We start from the raw sequence: 23,271 nt of genomic DNA, 5'->3' as shown, positions 1-23,271 counted from the left end.
GCCGAACAGCGCGCCGATCTCCGGACGAACCAGCAACCGCTGCAACGGCTTCTGCTTCTTGACCCGCTCATCGGTGACGACGGTGTGCTTGGACAGATCCAAATCGGCCTGTGTACTCATGACAAATCCTTGCAAGTGTCGGCTCGGGTCGAGCCTGATGTGGGTGACGCTACGACCTTGAATGTCGAACGTGAACTCCGTTCGACGATGCCGCGTTGCTCCAGATGCCGGAATGCGCGACGAACCGTTCCAGGTGCCATGTTCAGCCGATCGTGAAGAACTGCCACCGTCTCGAGCGTGTCGTCGACTCCGATCCGCCGCTCGTGGATTGCTTCTTCGATGGCGAGAGCGAGGCTGTAGTACAGGGGCACCGCACGGGAGGGATGCAGACGCAGCTGCAGCCCCACCACACTGCTGGTCATCGTTTTCTCCCTCGTCGTGGTGCGGTGCGGTGCCCCTCGAAGTGCCTACCGGGTGCCAGCGGCGGCCAGGTCTGCGATCGCGTCGATGTTGGTGTTGTCGATGAACGACGGACCGGTCAGGACGGCCTGACCGCCGCCGATGGTGTTCTTGTTGTTCAGGTACAGCCACAGCGAGTCGACTGCAAGGTATCCCTGCAGGTACGGCTGCTGGTCGATAGCCCACTGCACGTCACCGGACTTGATGGCGTCGACAAGTGCAGCATTGGTGTCGAACGTCGAGATCGTTGCGTTCGAACCGCTGGCCGACACGGACTCCACCGCAGTCAGGGCGATAGGCGCGCCGAGGGTGATGATCGAATCGATGCTCGGATCCTGCTGCAGCTTTGCCTGGATCGTGGACTGCACCGAAGGCAGGTCCTGACCGTTCACATTCAGGTTTTCGATCCTGCCACCGAAGCCCTCGGCGATACCGGCACACCGAGCTTCGAGCTGGACCGCACCCTGCTCCTGGATCACACAGATCGCGTTGGTGGCGCCGTCGGCCTTCATGCGCTCTCCCGCGGCGATACCGGCGATGCGCTCGTCCTGGCCGAAGTATCCCTGGAGACCGAAGTCCTGCCAGTTGTCGTAACCGGAGTTGAACGCAACGACCGGAATACCCTCTGCAACTGCGGTTTCGACGTTCGGCTTCATCGCGTCGGGTTTGGCGAGAGTCACAGCCATGCCGTCGACACCGGAATCGATGGCGTTCTGAACGAGATTGGCCTGATTGGGTGCATCGACGTCTCCGGTGTACTGGAGCTCGATGTTGTCCTTGGCCGCCGCAGCCTCGGCACCCTTTCTGATGAGATCCCAGAAGGTGTCACCGGGAGGAGCATGGGTGATCATGGCAACCGTTGCGCGGGGAGTGTCCGCCGTGCCGGCGCTGGATCCGGAGTCCGAGGACTCGGGCGCACCGCCCGTGCTGCTGCAGGCAGACAGCATCACTGCCGATGCAATCAATGTGACCGCTACGCGACGAGACGAAATCACGTTTTCCCTCTTTCGGAAGAGTTGGTTAGACCCATCTATTTGACCGGTCTAGTGTCACTACTATGAACCACGTCACATGTTCTGTCAATAGTGACCCAAACCCCGAGAGCAGGGTTCCGTCGGACGACCAGAAGTCGATCCACCGTCCGACAGGGCAGGCTGGCAGCCGCGCGCCAGAGTTCCGACGAAACAGATGCGCCGTCGACCGGCCCGATACGGTGTGTGAAGGAGTCGGGCTTCGGCCGCGAAGGCGGGTTCGAAGGGATCGACGAGTACCTGGAAACGAAATACATCGCGCTGCAGTGATCGTCCCGACGAACTACGCCTCCGACGCAGTGGTGCGGTTGGACGCCTGGCGAGCGATCCAACCGCACCTCTGGGAGCTCTAACAGGCGCCGAGGTTGAACGCTCGCAGCCGTGCCGGTCCGTCCGCATCGATGTCCAGGGCGGTAATACTCGGTGCTGCAACGGGTACGAGCCGGGCAGCGGGCAGCCCGATGAACCGGTCGAGTACGGATCGAATGACGCCGCCGTGGGTGAGGACCAGGACAGGGCCAGGCTGGGCTACGGCGTCGAACACCGCGGCCGCAGTGCGTGCCGTCACGTGCTCCGGTAGCTCACCGGCCGGTGGTACCAACGAGCCTGCGCGCCAACGGTGGTAGTCCTCTCCGACCTCCTCAGGGGTACGCCCTTCCCACTCCCCCAGGCCTGCTTCTGCCCAGCGGCTGTCGAGTCTCACCTCGCGTGCACCCAGCAATTCGGCGGTCGACCTGGTTCGCGCCAGCGGCGAGGCGATCACGGTCCGAGGCGCCCATGACGCCACCACTGCCGCCATCCGACGCACCTCGCGGCATCCGGTCTCGGAGAGATCGATATCGGTTCTGCCTTGCAGACGGCCATCTTCCGTCCACATGGTCGCACCGTGTCGTACCAACAACAGAGTGGTCACTGTCGTCGCCCCTCTGCATCGAACACCGCGGCCGGCTTCGGTGGTATCACAAGCGCGGTGGTCTCTCCTGCCGTCGCTGCAGCCTCGGTGATCACCGATACGCGCTGCTTGGCCACGAGGCCGGTGACCACGTGACGCCCGGCCATCGGGGTCGATTCCAGCACTTCGAAGGCGAGCGCGCCCTCGGGGTCCAACACGAGATCCTGCGGTCGATACATCACCCGCGTGCCCGGTTGGGCACCGTCGACGAGCGGGACGCCGTCGCAGAACAGCGTGCCGTCGATGACGTCGCCGCCGAGCAGCACGGCGGGCGGCGTACCGAGGAACGACGCGACGAACGCCGTTTCCGGTCGATCCAGCAGTTCGGCCGGAGTGCCCAGTTGCTCGATTCGTCCCTTGTTCATCACTGCGATATGCGTCGCCATCGCGAGTGCCTCCACCTGATCGTGGGTGACGTACACACTGGTGGCGCCGGTCATCCGATGCAGCCGAACCAGTTCTGCACGGGTCTCCACACGTAGGCGAGCATCCAGGTTCGAGAGCGGTTCGTCGAACAATAGGACACCCGGACGCGGGGCAATGGTGCGTGCGATCGCCACCCGCTGCTGCTGACCGCCGGAGATCTGGGCGGGCTGCCGATCGGCGAGTTGGGAGATCTCGAGCGCGGCGAGCACCTCGTCGATGCGGCCGACGCGGTCTTCGCGACTCCAGCCCGCGACCTGGAGGGGCCATTCGACGTTCGCCCGCACGCTCATGTGCGGCCACAGCGCGTAGCTTTGGAACACCATGCCGAGCCGACGGCGGTCCGCGGACAGGTCGATTCCCTTGGCTGGATCACTCACGACCACGTCGCCGAAGGTGATCGTGCCGCTGCTCGGTTGCTCGAGGCCTGCAAGCATGCGCAAGGTGGTCGTCTTGCCACACCCGGACGGCCCGAGAAGGACGAGGAACGAGCCGTCGGGCAGATCGACGTCGATGCCGTGCAGGGCTGTGTGATCACCGAACCGTTTGGTAAGCCGGTCGAGAACGATGCGGGTCATGAGGGTATTCCTGTCGGTTGGGCGCGGGTCAACCTCCGCGCGAGCAGCGTTGCCGCTACGGAGATCAGAGCGATGACGCAGGTGATCGCGTTGGCTTGCTGAGTGAATCCCTCCGAGGCATATCGGTAGGTCATCGTCGCCAACAGTGGGGTCGCGGGTGTGACCAGTAGAACGACGAGCGACAGGTCACGCACCATCGTGACGAAGACCAGGACGGAACCGCCGACCACTCCTCGTGAGACCAGCGGGGCGGTGATTCGGACGAACCTTCGCGGCCCGCCGGCCCCGGTGAGGACCGCTGCCTCTTCGAGTTCGTTCGACACCTGCCCCAGCGCCGCTTTCGAGGTCTGGAATGCGAACGGCAGGCTGGCCGCGATTCCCGCAAGTACCAGAATCGCGAAGGTGCCGTACAGCGACGGCAGTGGCCCGATCGGGGCACCGAACAGTGCGATGAAGGCAGCGCCGAATGCGACGCCGGGAATCAGGAACGGCACGTAGGAGAGGAATCCGATTGCACCGCCGAGGATTTTCGGCCGGATGACGTGCCGCACGACGTACGCGGCCAGTAGCCCGATCAGTGCAGCACCGATCGCGACGGACAACCCGAGCAGAATCGTGGATCGAGTTGCGTCGACCACCACGGGGTCACGGAGAACACCGCGCATACCCTGCGCGATCGCGCTGTCGGATTCGCCGACCCAGAAGTGCAACGTGAAACCGCCGTCGAAGGAGTTCGTCCGCCGCAGAAGTGTCGAGACCGCGAGCACCACACCGGGCACGACGGCGGTGACCGCGACCAGGGTCCCGGCCATGACGACCAACGGCCATCGCCAGACACCGGTCCGCACCGTACGGATGCCCGACGCTTTCCCTGTGATGGTTGCGAACGACCGGCCGCGGGTGGCACGGTTCCCCGTCCACAACACCAGGCCTGCGACGACGACGAGCACAATCGACAACGCGTAGCCACGCACGGCATCACCGGTCGATATGGATCCGTAGAGCCTGGTGCTCAGGGTCTGGAACCGCACCGGGAGACCGAGCAACGCAGGCACGGCGAAATTGCTGACCCCTTCGGCGAACGCGAGCAGGAAGCCCGAGAGGACCGCAGGCGAGATTGCGGGGAGAACGATACGGGTAGCGACCTTCAGCCGCGACGCGCCGGTGAGTTCGGCCGCGGCCACCAGGTCGCCGCCGATTCCCAGAAGCGCAGCGGAGACGATCACGAACGACAGCGAGTAGTAGTGGGCCGTCAGTACCAGCACCGTCGGCACCAGTCCCCAGGACACCGAGTCGGGCACATCGATTCCCATGCTGGACAGGAGACCGGGTGTACCACCGAGCCTTTCGTTGCGGAACACACTCTCCCACGCCAACGCGATCGCGAAGCTCGGCAACGCGAACGGGATCGTCGCGAGCACACCGATGATGCGCTTTCCTGGAATATCGCTCATGATCACGACCCAGGCCAGGAAGGCGCCCAGAAGTGTGGACAGAAGACCGACTCCGAGCCCGACCATGAGGGAGTTACCGAGTGGCCGCCACAGCAGATTCTCCGACAGTGGGCTGGCGAACACCTCGCCCCACACACCGTCGGAGTCCGCATCGAGAGTTCGAGATATCAACCCGGTCAGCGGGGCCGCCACCAGTAACGCAAGAACTGCGATCACGCCGGCCGCAAGCAAATGAACCGGACGACCGACCGCCTTCACCCGGTGCAGAACCGTCACTGGATGGTGAGCAGGAAGTCGGCCACCTGCGCGCGACGCTCGGCAGAGGCCTGGGGATCGATCCGCCACGCTCCGAGCTGGTCCAGCGTCAACGCGTCTGCCGGTGCGAGAACGTCCTGTCGCGTCGGGTAATCGCCTGCGACGTAGAACGGTTCGAACCCGGGACCACCGGTCTCGGTGTCGTCACCCATCATGTAATCGATGAGAAGGCGTGCTGCAGCTGGATTCTCAGCGCTGGCGGTGACGCCGAGCATGGCCGGGAACACGATGCCGGGCGACGGGGCGACGCCCGCTGCGACCTGCAGTGCCCAGCCCTCGTCCTCGTTGTCTCGGCGGTCGGAGTAGGTGGTGAATCCCACCGGCGGGTTCGTCTGTCCGACAGCACCGATCGACGAGTTGACCGTGTCGGTGTCGTCGACCAGCACGGCGTCGTTGCCGTACAGATCGTTGATGAACTGCAGACCCGCATCCTCGACGCCGTCGTCGAGTTGAATCTCGGTTCCGAAGTGGTCCTGATATGCCTGTGCCATGTCGTCGGCGCGCAAGGACATCTCGGTGACCAGGTCGAGATAATCGCCACGTACGTTCGGGTCGACCATGACGACGCGGCCTGCCCACTCCGGTTCGGTCAGGGCCCACAGATTGTCCACAGGCGGGCCGTCGGGGTTGGCCTCCTCGTTGTACATCAGCACCTTGGTGGACAACCGGTTGGCAGCGAGTGGTTCCTGGAACTCCTCGGCCAGCGCATCGGTGACTCGACCTGGAACATAGGGCAGCAGTACGCCGTCGGCGAGCAGTTCGGTGACGACGACAGGCGCATCGGATACGTAGGCGACGTCGGCAGTTGCGCTGCCCGCTCGGTGTTCGCTGGCCAGTCGGGTGATCAGCTCGGTCGAGGAGATGTCGGTTGCCACCACGTCGATGCCGGGGTAGGCGGCCTCGAAGGATTCCTCGATGGACGCGATGCGACTGGTGAACGCGTACACCGACACCGAACCCTCCTCCTGTGCCGCGCTGATCAGCTCGTCCTGAGACATCGACGCCCAGTCGGGCTCTACGGCATCGGGTTCGGCGGTTGAAGACGAGCAGGCCGCGAGACCGAACGTCAGCGCAAGAGCGGAACAGGCAGCAATCGCGCGGGGGCGGGCGGAAACAGACATGACGATCCTCCGATGATGGGGGTGAGTGAGCGAGAGAAGGGATCAGGCGTCGAGCTGGTCGAGCAGATGGGCAAGTCGGTCCAGCGAGCGGTTCGACTCGTCGGGTTGGCGGCGAGCGACGGTGAGCACCAAGGCATTGACGATCGCCATAGGAACTGTGAGAGAGAGAAATTCGTCACCATGACCACGTGGCGCGGCGATCAGTTGGTCCGGTTGGGGTGACATCGAGAGCAGAGTGTCGGTGATCAGCGCGTTGTAGCAGTCGTTGTCGGCGGCAATGGACAGGAGGGGTGCGAGCTGAGCTGGCATGCGACGGAACGCGAATGCCACCAGAACGTCCGCCGAGGTCAGACTGCTGACACGTTCTGCAACGTCACGTCGGGACCCGGACAGAGCGGTGACCCGCATCCCGAACCGCTGTAACCTTCGACTCGTCAAGTCCACCAGTACGGTTGCGTTTCCTTGACCGAACAGGAAGATGTGCCCTGCCGCGACCATGCGCGCAGCAAGTTGGTCCAGCTGCGATTGACCGACATGCCGGGTCAGCTCCGACAACGCCTCCAGTTCGTCCTCCACGAAGCCCCTGATGACGTCTCCGTTCGGGTGACGGTCCAGTCGTCCGCGGACCCGTTGCGCGGGCCCTTCCCCGGTCATGTAGTCCTGGCGCAGTGCATCTCGCAGTTCCGGGTAACCAGCGAACCCGAGCCGCTGAGCCAATCGGGTGGCCGCCGATTGGTGCAGTCCCAGTGGACCGGTCAGGTCGGTAGCCAACCAATACGACGCCGCGGCCGGTTGTGACTGCAGCAGCGCAACGAGCCGACGATCGTTCGCGGTGAGCAGGTGTCCCCGGCTGGTGACCAGGTCTGTGATGAGCACGGGTGCGACGCTATCCGCAATCGGACTTGCAAAGACCGCAAGCCGTGCAAGTTAACGTGCTGTTCGCCCGATATGCACCGCTTCGTCGTACAACCGCCTCGCTGACACCCCGTCACCGTCAGGCGTGCATGACAGCCGTGAACGTCATCCGGTCACCGCGGTGCAACGATCCACGTTGCTCGATGGGTACACCGTCGACGCCTGTGGAACCTTGGACTCCGGGTCCATCAAGCGATTCCGAATTCGCGCCCGATCTGGTGGCTGATAGAAGTTGATGCGTACCTTGTCCAGGCCGCTCGAACGTCTCTACCCGGACCGGCGCCACTACACAGCGCCTACACACCCTGCTCGAGGAACCACGGGCGATCGAGCGGCCCCGGCCTGCCCGGGATAAAGATCTGCGATTCGGCGTATCGACAGACCAGGCAAGTACGCCACCCGGTGTCCGTACGCCCGGGCGACGGTCACTGGTAGTGACCCGACCGTGTTGGGCTATAGGACAATTGTCGATAACTGCCCGTGCGCGGCGAGGCGGCCGAATACCGTCCGCGGGCGGGCCTCGTCGTTGGGTAATGCCCTGTCGTACCGATACGTGCCATCGGCTTCGAGACCTACCGCGTGATGTTCGAATTCTCCCCAAGTCAGTAGAACGCCGATCGGACCGGCGCCCACCTGCGTTCTTCGCCTCGCGAGATTCACCGCACAAAGGCCGCGGTGAACCTCAGCGCAGGTAGTCCACCCCTGAGAGTCGGGCGGAAGTAGCCCAGAGCTTTGCTGCCGCACTTACGTCGGTGGCTGACGCGGTGAAGGGTACGCCGACGACGTCTGGGTGGGACTTCGAGCCGGCAGGGCCCCAGAACAGCTGCGGGTCCACTTGCGGCGACGCAGCAGCGGTGAGGACAGCGACCGCAGCCGCATCGGAGTCTCTGCCGATGACTTTGGCGATCACCTTGGTTGCCACGCGGGTGGTCGTCGACGGGTAAGTTCCGTGCAGCGGTGTGCGAGCCATGCCTGGGTGCGCTACGAAGCTGCGAACCGGACTCTCGGCCTTCGCGAGACGGCGTCCCAGATCGACAGCGAACATCGCGTTCGCCAGCTTGGACCTGTTGTAGGCGCGGCCAGGTGAGTAACCGTTGGCACCCGCGAGGTTGTCGAGGTCGAGTGTGGCCCGCTTGTAGAGGGCGGACGAGACAGTGACCACGCGGGGTTCGCTGCCACGTTCCAGAGCCGTCAGCAGCGCACCGGTCAGCGCGTAGTGCCCCAAGTGATTGGTGGCGAACTGGCTTTCCACCCCTTGGGGGCTCAGTCGTAATGGCACACTGCTGATTCCGGCGTTCAGAATCAAAAGGTCGAGCGGACTATCTGCTATCTGCCCTGCGAACTTGGACACCGACTCGAGGTCCAGCAAATCGAGGTGCGCGACCGTAACCTGATCGGCACGAAGACCGCCTTGTTCGACCATGTGCCGCCGCACCTGCTCCCCGCGAGCCCTGTCGCGGACGCCAAGGAGCACGTCGGCTCCCAGATGCGCCAAACCGCGGCCGGTAGCGAGACCGAGGCCACTGGCACCGCCCGTGACGACGGCGACGCGACCGGAAAGGTCGGGCAGGTTGGACAGTGGGTCAGCGATCTTTAGTGATTGTTGAAGCTTCATGTTCACGAGCGTAAAGTCTGACACTGGTGTCAGGGTCAAGAAACCAGTCGAACCGACGCAATCAATGGAGTCGGCAGAGCCAGCGAGGAGTAGCACGGTGCAAATCGGCGAGTTGAGCAACCGCAGCGGTGCCAGTGTGCGTTCGTTGCGCTATTACGAGCAGCAGGGGTTACTTGCATCGCAGCGTGCCAGCAATGGCTATCGGACGTACTCCGACGATGCCGTCACGACGGTCGAAGCCATCCGCTCGTTGCTCGAGATCGGGCTGCCCACCACTTTGCTGAAGGACGTGCTGCCTTGCACGCTCGGCGAACGCTCGGAGCCGGCCTGCCCTCAACTGCTGGAACGTATTGCGGAGCTACGCGACGACGTTCGATCCGAAGCCGACAGACTTGCCGCAGTCGGCAGATCCCTGAACAACTACCTAAACAACAACATGTAGACCGCTGAGCGAGTCGCTACAGATTCAGTCGCGCAAGGCACGAATCGGGCGGAGATCGTCATCGTCCGTACCGCAACACGGCCTCCCGATCGACTGTTCGGCAGACAGCTGTGCACCACCCGCCGAGTAGTCGAGCTCGGAATTTTCATTGCAGGAATCTCCACCGACCGAATCCCGTGCTCTTGGAACGGAACGCCAACGGACAGCTGGCTCGCGTGGCACTCGGCCGCCTCCTCTCGGCCGTCTCTGTGACTATGTAGCAAACTGCAATCGGACAACGCAAGCAAGTGGCCTCCGATCGCGCTCCGACCGACCGAGGAGGAAAGCTGCCTCCCCAGACCTCCTGACCAGCACATCTGAAACCCACACATACGATTTCTGTGACACAGAGCCGAATCCGCCGCTCACCAAAGTCCGTAAGCACCCGTAAGCGTCCACTCAGCACATCAAGCACCCTCGAAATATGCTGTGACGCAATCGAGAATGGATCCACACGGACCCCTGTGCCCCCAGTCGGACTCGAACCGACACTGTGCGGCTTTTAGGTCCGGAGAAGTGGACTTACCCGGACTTCGATGAATCCACATTTTCCTGTTTGACAACACTTTTCGCACATTCGCGTCCAGGCCGATCCAACCCCGGATGTACCCAGTTGTGTCACTCTCGTGTCAACGAGGCCCTCGGCAAAGACCACGCTGAATCCACCTGCATCCTGACGTACAGCGGGGAGAGAACCCCGCCAACTGCGCCAATGCCGTCTTGCACATAGCCTACGTAACCCGGCGTTCTATGCCATCGAACGGTCGTACGTGCGCCCACCGCGAACCCACCTGCGAGCCGAGCCGGGTCGACCGACTGATTTCAACCGGCCCTTTACCAAGTTCGGCCAAACTTCAGGGTCGAGACTTCACGCTCACCGGCCAGCTCCCCCGGCTCTGAAAATACTGCGTCGCTTCGGGTTCCTCGGTGTACTCCAGAAGGTTCCCGACATGCCGGGCCAACACCTTCCGCACCTGACTGGGCTCGGCGAAAAAGAACTCACGCCTGAGGTTCGCGTGATTGAGCCGACGGGTCGCAAAAGCCGCGTGCAGTGCCCCCTCCAATGCGACAGCGTCGTCCGAGAAGTACAACGCGTGCACGTCGAATGGGAACGGCACCGACGCGCTCCCCAGTTCGCGGACTCGGTCCATCGGTTCGAGCCGACGGGTCATACCGATTTTGACCACGTCCGGTCCGAATGCACCGCGGTTGCTGATCACGTACACGTACCCAGCTCGAATGTTGGCACGACGATAGTCGTTTTGTGCGATGGCCTGGTCGAGTTCGCCCAACTTGACTCGAATACGCTGCGCCTCATCACCGGTGAGGCCACCCAAAGAGTCGAGCACATTTTGATAGTGCGCTCGTTCTTTGTTCAGCTTCTCCTTTTGCGCCGCCAGTTCCTGCTCGACCTTGCGTTCCTCGCGAAGACGCTCACGCTCCTCACGTTGTGCGAGTTTCTCTTCCTGAACTTTCATCATGTAATCGGCTGTGAGCTCGAGTTCTTCGACCCGCAGCCTGTGATACGTCTGGGCGACATGCATCTGCATCATGTCTCCGAGTTTTGCGATCGTGGCGGCGGCCTTTTCAAGGCGGTTTACGGCCGTCGCTAGGTTTCCCGCCCGGATGGTACGGACACAGATGTCGGCCTCGGCGTTATAGGCACGCAGCATGAGCTTCGACAGATCCGAAGTCATCTTGCGGCCTTTGGCTAGAGAGTTGTTGAAGCTGAACATGTCCGATGCGACTATGGCCTCTTCCCCGACGACCGCAGCCTTGATCTCGTCACGCACCGCGGCCAACCGTTCACGGAATTGCTCGGCGTTCTCCAGGGGGTGCTGGTAGGTGTAGATGCCCACCTCCTGCAACACGATCCGGTCGTCGGTCTCCACCACGCCGGTAGGCGCCGACCCCGGAGCCGTGGTTGGTGAGGAGCCCCGTCGCGCAGCGTGCGATCGTGCCTCGTCGCGTTCTTGCTCAACCACTTTGAGGCGATCCAAGAGATCGTTCAGCTCGCGCTCTTTGGCTACCAGAGTGGTTCGGAGAGCCCGGATAGCGTCTTCTGGGCCTGTCATCGTGGCCTGCACGCGTGATCGCAGACAGGGCTTTCCTGATAGGTGCTCAACCGCGCACTCCCCGTTTGTTGCCCACTGGTACCAGGTCATGGGGATTCTTCGATACGCCGGCACTCAAGTGCTGGAGCGTCGCGGTCGCCTGGACGCCAGATAGATTGAGCCGCTCGAAGACGGTTCGATCCGTTGCCAGTTCAACCAGTGTGATTCGAGTGGGATGGCCAGTGGCCGGGTCCACGGTGTCGACCCCGACTGTCATCGACAAGGTGCTGACCACACCGTCACGGTCCGCCTCGAAGATCTCGTGGGCGGTGCGGACCGCGACCTCGGCCACAGCGGTTGCATATCGGTCCTTGCGCGCTTTCAGCGGTAGTGGCGTGCTGGTGATCGTGTCAGTTGCCTTGGTGTACTTGAACGACTTCTCGGTCGGTAGATCCGAGGGCAAGGGAACCGAGACAGTCAGTTCGAGTTCCCGGGCGGCACCATCGAACGAGAAGTCATGCTGGACCTCGAAGCATTCCGGATACACCGAGTTCCCGAGCACGATCGATATGTACTCTTCGAGCGCGCTCGGCTCACCCTCTTGCAGCCCGACCATCAGCCGTTCCAACTGGACATTCGCCTGCATCACCTGCTTCCGGCGTTCTGCACACTCCGCCTCGTACTCGGACTGAGCGACGGAGAGCGACTGTAGGCGCCTCGCTTCGGCGTCCCTATAGGCGTCTTCGTTGGCCGCCTGGGTGTGGTTGCGCTGAGCGATAGCCTGTTCCCACCCTTGGCGCTGTTGCCAATACATCGCCTGTGCTTGCTCCACCGCGGCAGCGTGACGTTTCCTTCCGCCCAGCATCGCGCCGAGACCCTCGGGGGCCGCGGGTTCGACATAGACCGGCTCTGGTGGGAACGGAAGGGGTAGGGGCGGGGTTGTCGGTGTAGTCAGATCCGGTCGATCGAACGGCGGATGCTCGATCTTCTGTCGTAAAGCGTTCAGGTCGACGTAATCGTCCACGTCCAGCGTGGCCGCCAGGATGCCGTCGATCGCCTCGTACTTCTCAGCCAAGGTGGCGTTTCGCGCATCGACCTCTGCCAGTTGCGCCTCCACGTGCAAGCGGGCGCGTTCTTTGACCGCCGCTGCAGAAGCTTGATTCGCCGCGCGGTCGGCGGAGGCGCACGCGCGCTCCCAATCGCGCCGTGCCTTTTCCGACAACCGCACAGCTCGTGCAGTCGCCTGCGCGTGGGCTCGTGCTTGCTGGCGGTCACGTTGTTCGCGTAGCCGGTTTTGGTGCTGCATCTCCGCGAAAAAACCTCGACGCTTCGCCACCCGTGACACCTCTGTTCTGATCGTTGCTAGTTCCTGCACTGTAGCGACCCATCCAGACAAATCCGGTGCCCTTCGACTTCGGCCGGCGGCCCCTTCATCTACTCGAATGACACTTTCGGATGACATTGCCGCGATGGATCGAGTCACCGGCAAAGCCATTTGCATGGACGGATGGACTCGTGCCGCACGCGTCCAGTTCGTGATGACTTGTGACATTCTGTGACACCGAGCCATGACACTCGAGGCAAAACACACTCCTGCGAAAGCGCTCTGAACAGCACAAACTCGACCGAACGCACGACTTCTCTGACAACGAACAGAATCCGCTACTCCGCGGGGTCCATACACATCCGCGAGCGTCCACCCAGTACATCTATGCCCATCGAAATACGCTGTGCCGCAATCGAGAATGGATCCATCTGGACTCTGGTGCCCCCAGTCGGACTCGAACCGACACTGTGCGGATTTTAAGAGTGCCAAATTCAGCGTTTGCTGAATACGATTATGACCGGCGGCGTTGCCTGGCCGATGCTCACCTGCGTAAATGATGTTGGCAGAGTTGGTGTGCAACGGCGCCCGTCGGCAGTGCTGCGTACTCTCTGCGTACCGGTCGTCCTCACCGCCACTTGCGACCGAACCGCTGATTGGCCCCAGGGGGCGGCGGGCAGTCTCGCCACGAGAGCGGCCGCTCCACTATGGGGCGCACACTCTCGGGGGTGATCCGGCGCAGGCTGTAGTCGTCCCTGATCGCGTGGAACTGTCGCGACTCCCCCTCCAATTCGTATATTCGCTTCAGTGCGTCTACGACGATGAGTTCGAGGCGGTGACACTCCTGCTCTGCCGCAATCATCCTCTCCTGGAACGACACTGCTCGATTACCGCACCACTGCCGGATCAGCTCGAACTCAGGGCGCAGCGACCTCAGGTAGTACTCGTGATCCTCGTGCGGGGTGTAGCTCACCCGCGGCTTCTTTCCACCGCGGTACGGTTCGTTGTGTCCGGCCTTCGAGCGAATCATCGCTTCGGTCTCGCGCTCCCTCAGGTCGTCGAGCACCGGCATCGGATTGTTCCTACAGGCCATCTCGCAGATGTACAGGGAAGTCATTCCGGACACGATCGGCAAACCGTTGACAATCACGGACTCGAAGTCCTCGAGCAACTGGCCGCTGGGAATACCGAGCAGCTTTGACAGCTCCGGCTCGTCGACGATGGTCGTCGTGAAATCAGCCGGCATGATGTCTCTACGGGCGACGGTTTCGGGGATCAAAATCTTCATCACATTCCGAACAGCCAGCTCTTCACCCGGTTCGTAGTCGACAGCGCGGAAGCGTGTCCAAACCTCTTCATCCCGGTCGTATTGCTCTACCTTCGACCACGGGGCCTTCAGTCGCCGAACTGGAACATCCTCAGTCGTACCGTCGCCAAACTCCACGACGATCCGCCGATGCTGCTTCGGCGGCCCGAGTGAAACGATCCGCACCCGCTCCGACGGCGAATCGTCCTTCAACCGGTACACGTACTCATCCCCGACATCCATGCGTCCAATCATGCTGCAGTACAGCAGCAGCTAGCGTGCTCGCATGACAGAACCGATTCACCGGGTCCTATCCGTCGCGCACGCCGCCGAGTATCTCGACTGCTCCGCCGACCACGTCCGCAACCTGATGTCCGACGGGCGCATCCGATACCTCGACATCGGACGCGGCCGGGCAAAAATTCGGATACCGATCGCTGATCTGAACGACTACGTCGAGAAGGGTCTTCGGGCGGCGCCCGAGGTCAATCGGTGAGCGAAGTGACGACGCAGCCGGCTGCTACGGCCATTGGGGAGCCCCGCGCTCGATCCAGTCCCGGACGTGTTCTTCGGTGAAAAGATGCCTGTGACCTGTGCGCGGAAGTGATCGGAGCGCTCCACTGTTGACGGCTGTGCGCACCCAGTTCGCCCCGTGTGGAACCAGGGCGGTGACATCCTCGACGGTAAGCGGTTTTTCGATCACGCCTCTTATCTTCGCCCCACGCAGCCCCGGCAATTCAACATCCGACCGCCCCATCGACGGAAACGACGAAAAGCGCCCAACCTCGGCGATTGAGGTTGAGCGCAATGTTCGAACGTCAGTTCTAACGGTGGTAGCGTGGAGTGCAGCGGGTCACGGAGGGAAGCCGGGGCCCGCTTCCACATTTCTGGGGAGAGGTGGCCGACAGTGGGGACCACAGCGGAGCCTACGAATAGTTAGCTAGGCGCACTATCGTCCTGGATTGGGGTTCTGAAATCCTCGAAATCTTTTCTCCCCGTTGGGTTGTGACTGATTTACTAGCGTGCTAGTATTTGATTACACCACAACGGAGGAGAACGAAATGAACACCCACCAGATCATCGTCAACCACCTCGAGACCGCCATCGAGCTCCACCGCAACATCGACCTCGGCGCCCACGAGCACGCGATCACCGCACTAGCCCTCGCATCCGCCGCCGAGATCACAGTCCTGATCGAAGAGGCCGAGGGAGTCCTGGGCCGGATCGACCACGACTGGAACTGCAAGTACTGCCGCGGCAAGCTGGACGCGGACGCCAAGCCCGAGAACTTCTGGTGCACTAACTGACCCGGACGGGGTGGCCTCCGTGCCACCCCACACCCGGCCACGAACGCCCCTGTTTGTTCTCCGAACTAATTATTCCACTCCCAGACCCGAGAGGTGAGAGATGCCTTCGTGTTCGTGTGGTGCGCTACCGTCACTCACCGTGGACGAACCAACCGTGCGAACCGAGCTGCGGCGACTCAGAGACGCCCGCGCCGAACTGGTCCAGCAGATCACTGCCATCGACGAGGAGCGGTCAGCGGTGGTCCTGGCCGGCTTCGAGGCAGGCTTATCAGCGTCAGCGATGACCGACGACGCCGGACTCTCCCAGCAGCGACTGTCCCAGATCAAACGAGGCGGCAGAACCTGACCCGCTGCATCGATTCGTTCGCCTAACGAAAAATCACAGCTCTCGACCCACGCACGACGATGCCCCCACCCCCGGTGAGGAGGTGGGGGCAATTCGTCCTGGCTCCGTACACCGACGTTTCTTGGTGTTATGTACCGCTTCGGCGAGGGGGGGTCAGAGGGTCAGGACAGACGTCGACGCGTGGGCGGTGCCGGACCACACTGCACCCGTACTGTCGCCGTCGAAGTACGGCCACAGCGCCGCGCCCTCGGTGAGCATGACTCCGTCGACATCGATCGGCTGCGCATTCAGCAGGACGCTGATGATGAAATCCAGCCGGTTCGCGGTCGACGGCAGCGCGATGGTGAACGACACCCGTTCCCATTCGCCTGATGCACGCAAACCGGTCGTCTGCTGCACCACATCCAAGCCGCCCGTGCCGTACATACGGATACTCGGGTTGATGACACTGTTGAGCTGGGCGCGCACGTAGGCCGACACGGTCCACACCTTGCTTGCCAGCCAGGACGCGGACGGTATCGACATGATGCGCACTGCGCCCGTCTTGGTGGTGTCCGTCAGAGCAGTCCGCACGAAGGCAGTCCCGAACTTTGCATCGCCGACCGTACGTACTGGTGCTGCAGTATTGCCGTACGCAGTGAATCCTGTGACGTCGACTTCGGCGGACGGATTCGGAACGTAGTTCGTGATCGTGGTGAACGCCGCTGTTTCGATATTGTTCGCAATCCCGGTCGCGTCGGCGGTTATCTTCTCGTTGACAACGCCACCACCGGCGTTGTTGCGCAGGACGTTGTCTCGCACGACAGGCGTCGCGGCGACCTTCGCTGCACCGGTCAGGGCGATACCGGGGCCAGTGTGCCCGCCGATAGTGTTGCCGGTGATGCGTGGTTGGATGATGTCGCCCGTCACGACGACACCGCCTTTGAGTGCGCCGACGGCCGTGGGGTTGTTCGCTCGCAGCGTGTTGCCCGCGATCTCGGGACGGTCCAGGATCGGAGCCTCGTGCAAGATTCCCGCGCCGAGATTCCGTTCGATCAGGTTGTCCTTGAACCGGAAGCCGGTACCCATGACAGATGTCGACGGCGACCAGATGCCAGGTCCAAGGTTGTTCTGAATCTGGTTGTTGTGGAACGTGTAGCCGCCGGTGCCCGCGTGGGCGATGAGGATGCCTGCACTGTCGGCCTGGCCTGCGGTTCCGTTGCCCGTGATGATGCAGTCTGCGAGGACGCCGTCTTTGCCTCCCGAGCGAGGTCCAAGCAGGGCTGCCGAGCCGCGCAGCGCGACACCGGCGGCGAGGTTGTCGGCGAAGTTGCAGCCGATTGCAGTGAGGCCGTGCGCACCTGCGTCGTGCAGGCCGCTGTAGTGCCCGCGTGCGGTGCAGCCGATAAGGGTGATGCCCTTGCCGTCCTTCGGTGCCCACGGCAGCGTGGTGAGTCGTTCGAAGAAGAAGCCGCCGCTGTAGCCGCCGATGGCCATGCAGTTGATGAACGTGATCGATTCCTGCGCGAACGCGCCGACGCCGATTCCGAAGCCTGCGCCGACACCCCATCTGGACGAGGTGACGCCGCGACCGGAACCGATGGAGACGCAGTCGATGAACGTGCTGTCCTGCATAAAGTCGCAGCCGAACGCGGTCGCCCATGAACCGATGGAGGTGACGCGTTCGAAGCGGGCACGGTTGAGCCAACGGATCGCAAATGCCTTCGGGGTGGCGGTGAGCGGGTCGGAGACCTGGCCTCGGCAGTCGAGGGTGAAATCAGCGAACAGGCAGTCGTCGATGGTCTTACCCGACCATGCGTCGGTGGCTGACCCAGCGAGTGTGACGTTTCCTTCGGGCAGGAAGGTGGTGTGCCCACGGCCCGCGCCGATCAGTCCAGCACCGGACGGCCATGCGATCGTGGAAGTGATTCGGTAGCGACCGGGCGGCACGAGAACGGCCTTCGGTCCTTCTGTGGCTGCGGCTGCGCCGATGGCGTTGACTGCGCGGCGAATCAGGGCGGTGGCGTCGAGGGTGCCGTTGTTCGGCATCGTCTCGCCCGCTTGCAAGAATTTCGACAGTTCGACGGTGGCGAGCTTGGAGTAGTAGCCGTCCGCGTCGGTCTTGCTCAGTCCGCCCCCTGTCGTAGTCCAGGCTCCTTCCTCGGTGGCGTCGAACTGTGGGCGGGAGGTCCCCTGGGCGGTGCGGATCGCGGTCTTGCCGGTCGGGAGGAGCACTGCAGCGCCCGCCGCATAGGCGGCGGAGGGCTGCCAGAGCGGTGCATAACTCTGGTCGAGTGCTGCTTTCGTCGGACCGGGTGTGGTGATCAACGGGGCCACCGTCGCGCTCGTCGGAGCACCACCTTCCGGTAGCGGAATGGGCTCCGACAGGGCCGTCCCGGAGGACGTCTCGTACTCGATCGCGAACGCCGGCTCGTCCTCGACCGGGACGGCGCCGACGACTCCGAAGCCCCGAGCGCCGCGGGACAGTTGCACGGCGGTCGGATTCGGTGCGATGTTGATGTGGTCGCCGAGGTCGATCGACAGGCCGGGTTCGGCCCAGAAGTAGATCGGCGGGACCTTGACTGCGGTCGAGCCGTATTCCAGATCGAGGAACGTCGCACGCCACTGCAGTTGCGCAACATTCGATGTCGCGCTCGTCGGCGCCGGAACCGTCACGTAATCCTTGTTGCGATGACTGATCTCGCCGGTCAGGCCGATGTCGACCGGGAACGGCGCGATGGCCTTGATCTTCATGCGGCCGCCGTCGGAGACCTGTACCGGCTTCCCGGGGTCGATCATCGGCTCGAGCAACAGCTTCCCGGAGACCGGGACGTCGTCGTAGATGTCGTCGTCGTCGATGCCGTCGATGATCAGAGCTCCGACGTTTACGCGGACGGTGGTGTACCCCATTACAGGCATGCTGTTTCCTCTCGACCGAGCGTGATGACGCCTGGAGGTAAAGCCATAGCAGGACTCCAATCAGAGGACGTTGATGACGAGGAAGGTGGAGGAGGTGATGGTGCCGCGGCCGCCGGTGCTCGTGACGTTGGCTTCGAGGCGGACCACTGATCCGTTGCCGACGAATGTGCCGGTGCGGGTGACGGAGGTTGCGGTGCTTCCGACAGACGCGGTGCTGTCGGGGACGACGTCGGTGCCGTTCACTAGTCGCGCGGTTTGGTTTTGCGTCGACCCGGGTGCCGAACCCACCGACATGCGGTACTCGTAGGCGGCGGTTACGCCGGCGGGCACTCGGATGCCGTCGTCCTCCACCACGGTCGCGGGGTAACCGGACCGCGGGGCCCATGGCGTCAACCGCGACCACGTGTTGGTGGCACTGAGGGACTGGTTGCCGGACTTGTCGATGCCTTGGTTGGCGAGCATGTACATCTGCACTGTCACGGCGGGTGTCAGGTCCGCGGACGCGGTGACGACGGGTTTCGCCGCAGCAGCCGCATCGATCAAAGGTTCTGCCGCGGCGGGCACCGCAGGAACGACGGTTGGGGTGACCGTGACAGTCACGGCTGCGTCGGCGGTCATGATGTACGTTCCACCCTCAGGCTTCACGATCACGCTGACATCAGGCACCAGAGTCGCCGCGGCGGGCATCACCACGATCGGCAACTGCCGCACCACCACATCCACACCGAGCTCGATCGGCGCATCCATCCGCAACGCCTTCTTCGGCTGCGACGGCACCGACCCAGCAGGAGCCACCGACACCCCGACACGAGGCCGCGCACCCACCGACACCGACACCGCCGGTCTCGCAGCAACCGACACCGGAACTACAGGCCGCGGCGCAACCGAAACATCCATCAGCCCTGCGGCACAGTCAACGTCGGAGTGATCCGCACCTTCGCCTGACCCGGATACGAAATGTTCGCGATCGGCACAGCCCACAGGAACGTCGACCCCGACCAGCACCCCATATGCGTCGGAGTCACCGTCGTCGCCGGGGACACCGCCGGAGGAATGTTGAACTCCACTTCCGAACCGGTCACCACACCATCCGCTGTGCCACCAGTCCACGTCGTCGACACCCGGGCATACGCCGGAGACCCACCGGACAGTTCATTCGCGCCCGTCACCCCCGGATTCCCGGCATGCAGGGACAGTGAACTGCCCTGCGACGTGGCACCCAACGCTGTTGTTTCCCGGAACGCATTCGTCCCTGTCAAAGCTGCCATCAGTCTTTCCTTTTCACGTTGCCTCGGTACCAGCAGAAGTCGTAGGTGTCAGTGATCGGCGCGGCCGGTGGATACCGCACCATCAGCCGGTAGTGGTAGCGCGCCGGGATCTGATCGGTGTCGTCGGACTGCACCCAGAATTCGATGTAGGTGCCGGTGATGGATTCCGCATCCCATGTCACCAGCACCGGGGAAGTAATCTTGTCGTCGCGTGTGATCTCCACTCGCGCTGTCGTTCCGGCGGGGAAGACTGGGTCGGTTTTCGCTTTCTCGTAGCGGTGCGTCCAGTCCGCTGCACGAGACAGGGTCATGTCTTCTTGGATCGGTTCGTAACCGCTCACGAATCCTCCTCAGGCGTCATCTCACGAATCCAATTCAGCCGGCCGCGGAGGCGGCAGCTCATCACGGTCCGCGAACACCCGCAGCAACCGAGCCACATACGTGCGAAGGGCTAACACAATCCGATCCAAATGGTTGATCGCCCTGTCGCGTTCCTCGATCTGAGCCGTCAACATCGCAACCCGGCGCTCAAGACTTGCGATCTCCCCGTCATGCCGAGTCTGCATCTCCACCCGGTCTTCGGTGCGGGCCTTACGTTCCGCATCCAATTCGGTGCGAGCGTTGTCCAGTTTCGTTTGCAGCGAGGCGATATCGTCGAGCTTCACTTTCGAGCGTGTCGACAGAAACCCAGTCGCGACGACGCCCGTAGCTGTGATCACGCCGCCGATCGCGGCGAGAAGGTTAGGATCCATCACCGCATCCCCCGTTCGGCGCAACCTCGCGCTATCGCCAGATTGACCAAAGCTGTGAATGATGCGATCGCACCGGCCACCACAGGCACCGGTGGTTGAGTGAGGAACGCTGAGAACAGGATCGCTGCACCGTAGAACGCCCACACGAATGTCGCGCCGAGGTGTGCGGCGACGAACCCTTTTCGGCGTGAGTTCGCCAGCATCAATACGAGGCCAGTAATGATGAACATGACGGACCACAAAGGCCCGATGTTCTCGATGTAGACGACGGCGGATACCTGACCAGGCTGCAGCGGCCGGCGGACGAGTTCCTCGGGCATGGACGGGAGGTAGAGGACGCCGACTGTGACGTTCATGATCCCCATCGTCGCGGCGGTCAGCCGCGCACCGAGCATTAGCGATACTCGCCGAAAGCCTGCTCCGCCTGCCTACGGAGATCAGCAACCGTATTCGCGGCGTGCGTCTGAACTTCCCGCACGGTCACGTTCGCCCGCTCCTGCAGCGACGACACCACCTGCTCAGCGATCGCAGGGGTATCCACCACCGGTGCGGACGTCTTCACGTTCACCAGCGCCAACAGTGTTCCGAGAGCGCCGAGTCCTGATGCCAGATACCCGAGGTAGGCGGACGATTCCGCTTCGGTCACTGCGCCGAACGCGACTGCAGCCGCCAACACGGCGGTGATGATTGCGTAGATCGCGACACGGATCTGCGGGTAGAACTGTGCGATCTTCGACATCACTTGCCTCCCAGTTTCTTGACGAGGTCCGCGACCTGCTCACTGAGGGCCTCGACCTTCTGCTCTGTGCGGTACGTCGCGGCGTCGATGAACTTGATGAACGTCGGCAGGTCGAAGCTGACCTTGCCGTTCTCGTCGATCAGCGATTCGAAGGGAACGACCAGCGCGTCCCGGATGTCAGAGAGGCCGTCTACGATCGACTGGTCACCGAGCTGTTTCCAGCCGCGCTTGCCGTCCTCTTTCACTGGACCCATCAACTGGTCGAACACTTCATCGGCTTTTGCCATGTCATCCTCCTGAGGTAGAAGTGCGTCACCGAGAGCCAGTGCGCGGTAATAGAATTTGCGGCGGTCATCGATGCCGTTCAGACCGCCGTTCACGGCGCGAGTCGCGTCGACAAGCAGTTGCCGGTCACCGAGGTCGTTCAACTGCGGACGTGCGACGGTCCAGTACCAAACGGCGCCGAGGAATCCGAACTCCGGACGCGAAAGCAGGCCCGGGTCGTCGACGAACTTCGACGGGGAATCAACGATTCCTTTGCTGTGCGCCCATTCGGACAGGCGCGCGTAGTTGTTGCGGCCGGTGACTTGGATCGGGCCGCGGCCTTTAAACCGGCGCCCGTCCCCCTGCTGCGTGTTCCCGAGATCGCGTCGGCCCTCGTATGCCGAGCCGTCCGCGATCTCCTCCATCCACTTCAGCCCACCGGACTCGTGCCCGATCTGACTGCACCACATCGTCACCCGCAGCACCGTCGTACATCCTGCCTGGATAAGTGCGCGGTTGAAGTGCGGTGCGAGTTCTTCGTAGCGGGCCATCGGGACGCGGTTGTCCATCGCCGTCGCGAGTGTCTGTGCGTCCATCACCGGCGCCCCACGAACTGGTCGTAGATTGCGTCCCACGTCGCACCATCGTCAGGCTCGCCGGGAGGCGGAGGAGGCGGTGTCTCGCCAGGCCATAGGGCGCCGTTGAGCCAGGGCGCGGGGTCGAGACGGTTCGCTCCCGGCTGCGACCACACCGCGCGATGCACTTCGAAATGCAGGTGCGGTGCCACTCCCCCGTTACTGCGCGAATCAGGGTTGATGAACCCGATTCGCTGCCCGGCCTCGACGCGCTGGCCGAGGCGCACCTCCGGGATGATGTGCCCGTACACTGTGGTGCCGCTACCGTCTGCGGTCGGATGGTCCAGGACGATCCACTGCCCGAACCCGGATGCCGGGCCGACCATGACGACGGTGCCGCCTTGTGCTGCGTAGATCGGCTGTCCGCCTGATCCGCCGTCGCGGCCGTAGTCGATACCCCAATGTGTCGTTCCCCAGCGGGAACCGAATACGGACGTGACGTAGAAGCCGCGCGGGACGGGTATGAATCGTGGCGCCATCACGCCTCCTCTTGGAACACTCGGAGGATGGTTTCCGCGGTCGTGAAATCCACCGTCGTCGATGCTGTAGCACCAGGTTTCGATCGTGCAGCCATCACCGCCACCACCTCTGGAACCGTGCGCCCGCATATCTCGGCGACCTTCGTCACCGTCTGGGTCGCTTTGAACGGGGAAGCAGATTCCTTCGTGCGAATGAAACTCACGACGCCTCCGGAGTGGGCTCGATCTTCTCGTCCGGATCACCGGGTGGCGCTTCCACAACGGGTGGCGGCTCGACTGCTTCGTAGCCGATCGACGCCAACGCCTCTTCGTGCGAGCACAACTCCAACGGGATGGACAACGCCAACGTGTTGTCCACGTTGGTCTGCGCGATCACCCGTCCGTCGAACAACTGTCCGGGCAGTATTCGGGTTTCTCGCAATCCGAACGCCGCCATATCGATTCGCGACACGATCAGGTAGTCGACACCGTTGTACGGCTCGGACAGCTCGTATCCGTAGGCTTCGCCGGCCTTCCCGGGGATTCGATCGGTGATGCGTGTTGCTGTGGGCATGT

General features: G+C 62.9%; 25 protein-coding genes and 2 pseudogenes. 4 read left to right on the top strand and 23 right to left on the bottom strand.

Annotated elements, in window-relative coordinates:
- From BH95_RS29645 to BH95_RS20585, 10 genes and pseudogenes are all read right to left on the bottom strand, one after another.
- Positions 1-120 (bottom strand): annotated as a pseudogene (locus tag BH95_RS29645) (ABC transporter permease); the annotation flags it as partial.
- A complete protein-coding gene (locus BH95_RS20620) occupies positions 117-422 on the bottom strand; it encodes a GntR family transcriptional regulator (protein ID WP_080738068.1) in 306 nt (101 codons plus the stop codon). The pseudogene BH95_RS29645 and the gene BH95_RS20620, both read right to left, overlap by 4 nt.
- A 45-nt stretch (positions 423-467) precedes the next feature.
- Positions 468-1,406 carry a sugar ABC transporter substrate-binding protein gene (locus tag BH95_RS20615; protein WP_052060123.1) on the bottom strand — a complete coding sequence of 313 codons (939 nt, stop codon included), beginning with the start codon at positions 1,404-1,406 and terminating at the stop codon, positions 468-470.
- Between the two features lie 433 nt (positions 1,407-1,839).
- Positions 1,840-2,403 (bottom strand): histidine phosphatase family protein, encoded by a 564-nt coding sequence (locus tag BH95_RS20610; RefSeq protein ID WP_052060122.1) that lies wholly within the window; start codon positions 2,401-2,403, stop codon positions 1,840-1,842.
- On the bottom strand, positions 2,400-3,443 hold the full coding sequence (locus BH95_RS20605) for an ABC transporter ATP-binding protein (RefSeq protein WP_037183872.1): 1,044 nt from the start codon (positions 3,441-3,443) through the stop codon (positions 2,400-2,402). Before BH95_RS20605 ends, BH95_RS20610 begins: the two co-directional genes overlap by 4 nt.
- Positions 3,440-5,173, bottom strand: coding sequence for an ABC transporter permease (locus BH95_RS20600; RefSeq protein WP_037183871.1), 1,734 nt, complete (start codon positions 5,171-5,173; stop codon positions 3,440-3,442). The genes BH95_RS20605 and BH95_RS20600 overlap by 4 nt, the downstream gene beginning before the upstream one ends.
- Positions 5,170-6,333, bottom strand: coding sequence for an ABC transporter substrate-binding protein (locus BH95_RS20595; protein WP_037183869.1), 1,164 nt, complete (start codon positions 6,331-6,333; stop codon positions 5,170-5,172). The genes BH95_RS20600 and BH95_RS20595 overlap by 4 nt, the downstream gene beginning before the upstream one ends.
- A 42-nt stretch (positions 6,334-6,375) precedes the next feature.
- Positions 6,376-7,209: a MurR/RpiR family transcriptional regulator gene (locus BH95_RS20590; RefSeq protein WP_052060121.1), complete on the bottom strand. Its 834-nt coding sequence runs from the start codon at positions 7,207-7,209 to the stop codon at positions 6,376-6,378.
- 378 nt (positions 7,210-7,587) lie between these two features.
- Positions 7,588-7,881: pseudogene (locus BH95_RS29640) on the bottom strand (IS110 family transposase); the annotation flags it as partial.
- Between the two features lie 49 nt (positions 7,882-7,930).
- On the bottom strand, positions 7,931-8,863 hold the full coding sequence (locus tag BH95_RS20585; RefSeq protein ID WP_052060202.1) for an SDR family NAD(P)-dependent oxidoreductase: 933 nt from the start codon (positions 8,861-8,863) through the stop codon (positions 7,931-7,933).
- A gap of 97 nt (positions 8,864-8,960) precedes the next feature.
- On the opposite strand from BH95_RS20585, the gene BH95_RS20580 reads away from it, so the two are divergent.
- Positions 8,961-9,305: a MerR family transcriptional regulator gene (locus BH95_RS20580; RefSeq protein ID WP_037185365.1), complete on the top strand. Its 345-nt coding sequence runs from the start codon at positions 8,961-8,963 to the stop codon at positions 9,303-9,305.
- An 893-nt stretch (positions 9,306-10,198) separates the two neighbouring features.
- Here the strand turns inward: BH95_RS20580 and BH95_RS20575 are convergent.
- The 3 genes from BH95_RS20575 to BH95_RS20565 all read right to left on the bottom strand — a co-directional run bounded on the left by BH95_RS20575 (position 10,199) and on the right by BH95_RS20565 (position 14,271).
- A complete protein-coding gene (locus BH95_RS20575; protein ID WP_037185363.1) occupies positions 10,199-11,419 on the bottom strand; it encodes a DUF4041 domain-containing protein in 1,221 nt (406 codons plus the stop codon).
- Between the two features lie 46 nt (positions 11,420-11,465).
- Positions 11,466-12,734, bottom strand: a complete 1,269-nt coding sequence (locus BH95_RS29635; protein ID WP_244165068.1) for a hypothetical protein — start codon at positions 12,732-12,734, stop codon at positions 11,466-11,468.
- Between the two features lie 616 nt (positions 12,735-13,350).
- Complete coding sequence (locus BH95_RS20565; RefSeq protein ID WP_037183867.1) at positions 13,351-14,271, bottom strand: hypothetical protein; 921 nt, start codon at positions 14,269-14,271, stop codon at positions 13,351-13,353.
- Between the two features lie 43 nt (positions 14,272-14,314).
- On the opposite strand from BH95_RS20565, the gene BH95_RS20560 reads away from it, so the two are divergent.
- The 3 genes from BH95_RS20560 to BH95_RS20550 all read left to right on the top strand — a co-directional run bounded on the left by BH95_RS20560 (position 14,315) and on the right by BH95_RS20550 (position 15,681).
- The gene (locus BH95_RS20560; protein WP_037183865.1) at positions 14,315-14,524 is read left to right on the top strand and encodes a helix-turn-helix domain-containing protein; all 210 of its coding nucleotides are present in this window, start codon (positions 14,315-14,317) and stop codon (positions 14,522-14,524) included.
- A gap of 565 nt (positions 14,525-15,089) precedes the next feature.
- Positions 15,090-15,335, top strand: a complete 246-nt coding sequence (locus BH95_RS20555) for a hypothetical protein (RefSeq protein WP_037183863.1) — start codon at positions 15,090-15,092, stop codon at positions 15,333-15,335.
- 139 nt (positions 15,336-15,474) lie between these two features.
- Positions 15,475-15,681, top strand: coding sequence for a hypothetical protein (locus tag BH95_RS20550; protein ID WP_037183862.1), 207 nt, complete (start codon positions 15,475-15,477; stop codon positions 15,679-15,681).
- Between the two features lie 153 nt (positions 15,682-15,834).
- Here the strand turns inward: BH95_RS20550 and BH95_RS20545 are convergent, their stop codons facing one another.
- The 10 genes from BH95_RS20545 to BH95_RS20495 all read right to left on the bottom strand — a co-directional run bounded on the left by BH95_RS20545 (position 15,835) and on the right by BH95_RS20495 (position 23,269).
- Positions 15,835-18,579 (bottom strand): right-handed parallel beta-helix repeat-containing protein, encoded by a 2,745-nt coding sequence (locus tag BH95_RS20545; RefSeq protein ID WP_080738064.1) that lies wholly within the window; start codon positions 18,577-18,579, stop codon positions 15,835-15,837.
- Positions 18,580-18,639: 60 nt separating this feature from the next.
- The gene (locus BH95_RS20540) at positions 18,640-19,476 is read right to left on the bottom strand and encodes a hypothetical protein (protein ID WP_157773127.1); all 837 of its coding nucleotides are present in this window, start codon (positions 19,474-19,476) and stop codon (positions 18,640-18,642) included.
- Positions 19,476-19,847 carry a hypothetical protein gene (locus BH95_RS28355; protein WP_037183853.1) on the bottom strand — a complete coding sequence of 124 codons (372 nt, stop codon included), beginning with the start codon at positions 19,845-19,847 and terminating at the stop codon, positions 19,476-19,478. The genes BH95_RS20540 and BH95_RS28355 overlap by 1 nt, the downstream gene beginning before the upstream one ends.
- Positions 19,847-20,188 carry an LtfC-like domain-containing protein gene (locus BH95_RS20530; protein ID WP_157773125.1) on the bottom strand — a complete coding sequence of 114 codons (342 nt, stop codon included), beginning with the start codon at positions 20,186-20,188 and terminating at the stop codon, positions 19,847-19,849. The genes BH95_RS28355 and BH95_RS20530 overlap by 1 nt, the downstream gene beginning before the upstream one ends.
- 21 nt (positions 20,189-20,209) lie before the next feature.
- The gene (locus BH95_RS20525) at positions 20,210-20,599 is read right to left on the bottom strand and encodes a hypothetical protein (protein WP_037183848.1); all 390 of its coding nucleotides are present in this window, start codon (positions 20,597-20,599) and stop codon (positions 20,210-20,212) included.
- Complete coding sequence (locus BH95_RS20520; RefSeq protein WP_244165067.1) at positions 20,599-20,955, bottom strand: hypothetical protein; 357 nt, start codon at positions 20,953-20,955, stop codon at positions 20,599-20,601. The genes BH95_RS20525 and BH95_RS20520 overlap by 1 nt, the downstream gene beginning before the upstream one ends.
- Before the next feature lie 38 nt (positions 20,956-20,993).
- Positions 20,994-21,338, bottom strand: a complete 345-nt coding sequence (locus BH95_RS20515; protein ID WP_037183845.1) for a hypothetical protein — start codon at positions 21,336-21,338, stop codon at positions 20,994-20,996.
- On the bottom strand, positions 21,338-22,198 hold the full coding sequence (locus BH95_RS20510) for a glycoside hydrolase family 19 protein (RefSeq protein WP_052060119.1): 861 nt from the start codon (positions 22,196-22,198) through the stop codon (positions 21,338-21,340). Before BH95_RS20510 ends, BH95_RS20515 begins: the two co-directional genes overlap by 1 nt.
- The gene (locus BH95_RS20505) at positions 22,198-22,716 is read right to left on the bottom strand and encodes a M23 family metallopeptidase (protein WP_080738063.1); all 519 of its coding nucleotides are present in this window, start codon (positions 22,714-22,716) and stop codon (positions 22,198-22,200) included. The genes BH95_RS20510 and BH95_RS20505 overlap by 1 nt, the downstream gene beginning before the upstream one ends.
- 199 nt (positions 22,717-22,915) lie before the next feature.
- Complete coding sequence (locus BH95_RS20495; RefSeq protein WP_037183843.1) at positions 22,916-23,269, bottom strand: hypothetical protein; 354 nt, start codon at positions 23,267-23,269, stop codon at positions 22,916-22,918.
- Positions 23,270-23,271: the final 2 nt, after the last annotated feature.

The organism is Rhodococcoides fascians A44A (assembly GCF_000760735.1).
Lineage (GTDB): Bacteria > Actinomycetota > Actinomycetes > Mycobacteriales > Mycobacteriaceae > Rhodococcoides > Rhodococcoides fascians_E.
The sequence above is the reverse complement of the archived record's forward strand: the minus strand, read 5'-3'. Positions and strand labels throughout refer to the sequence as shown.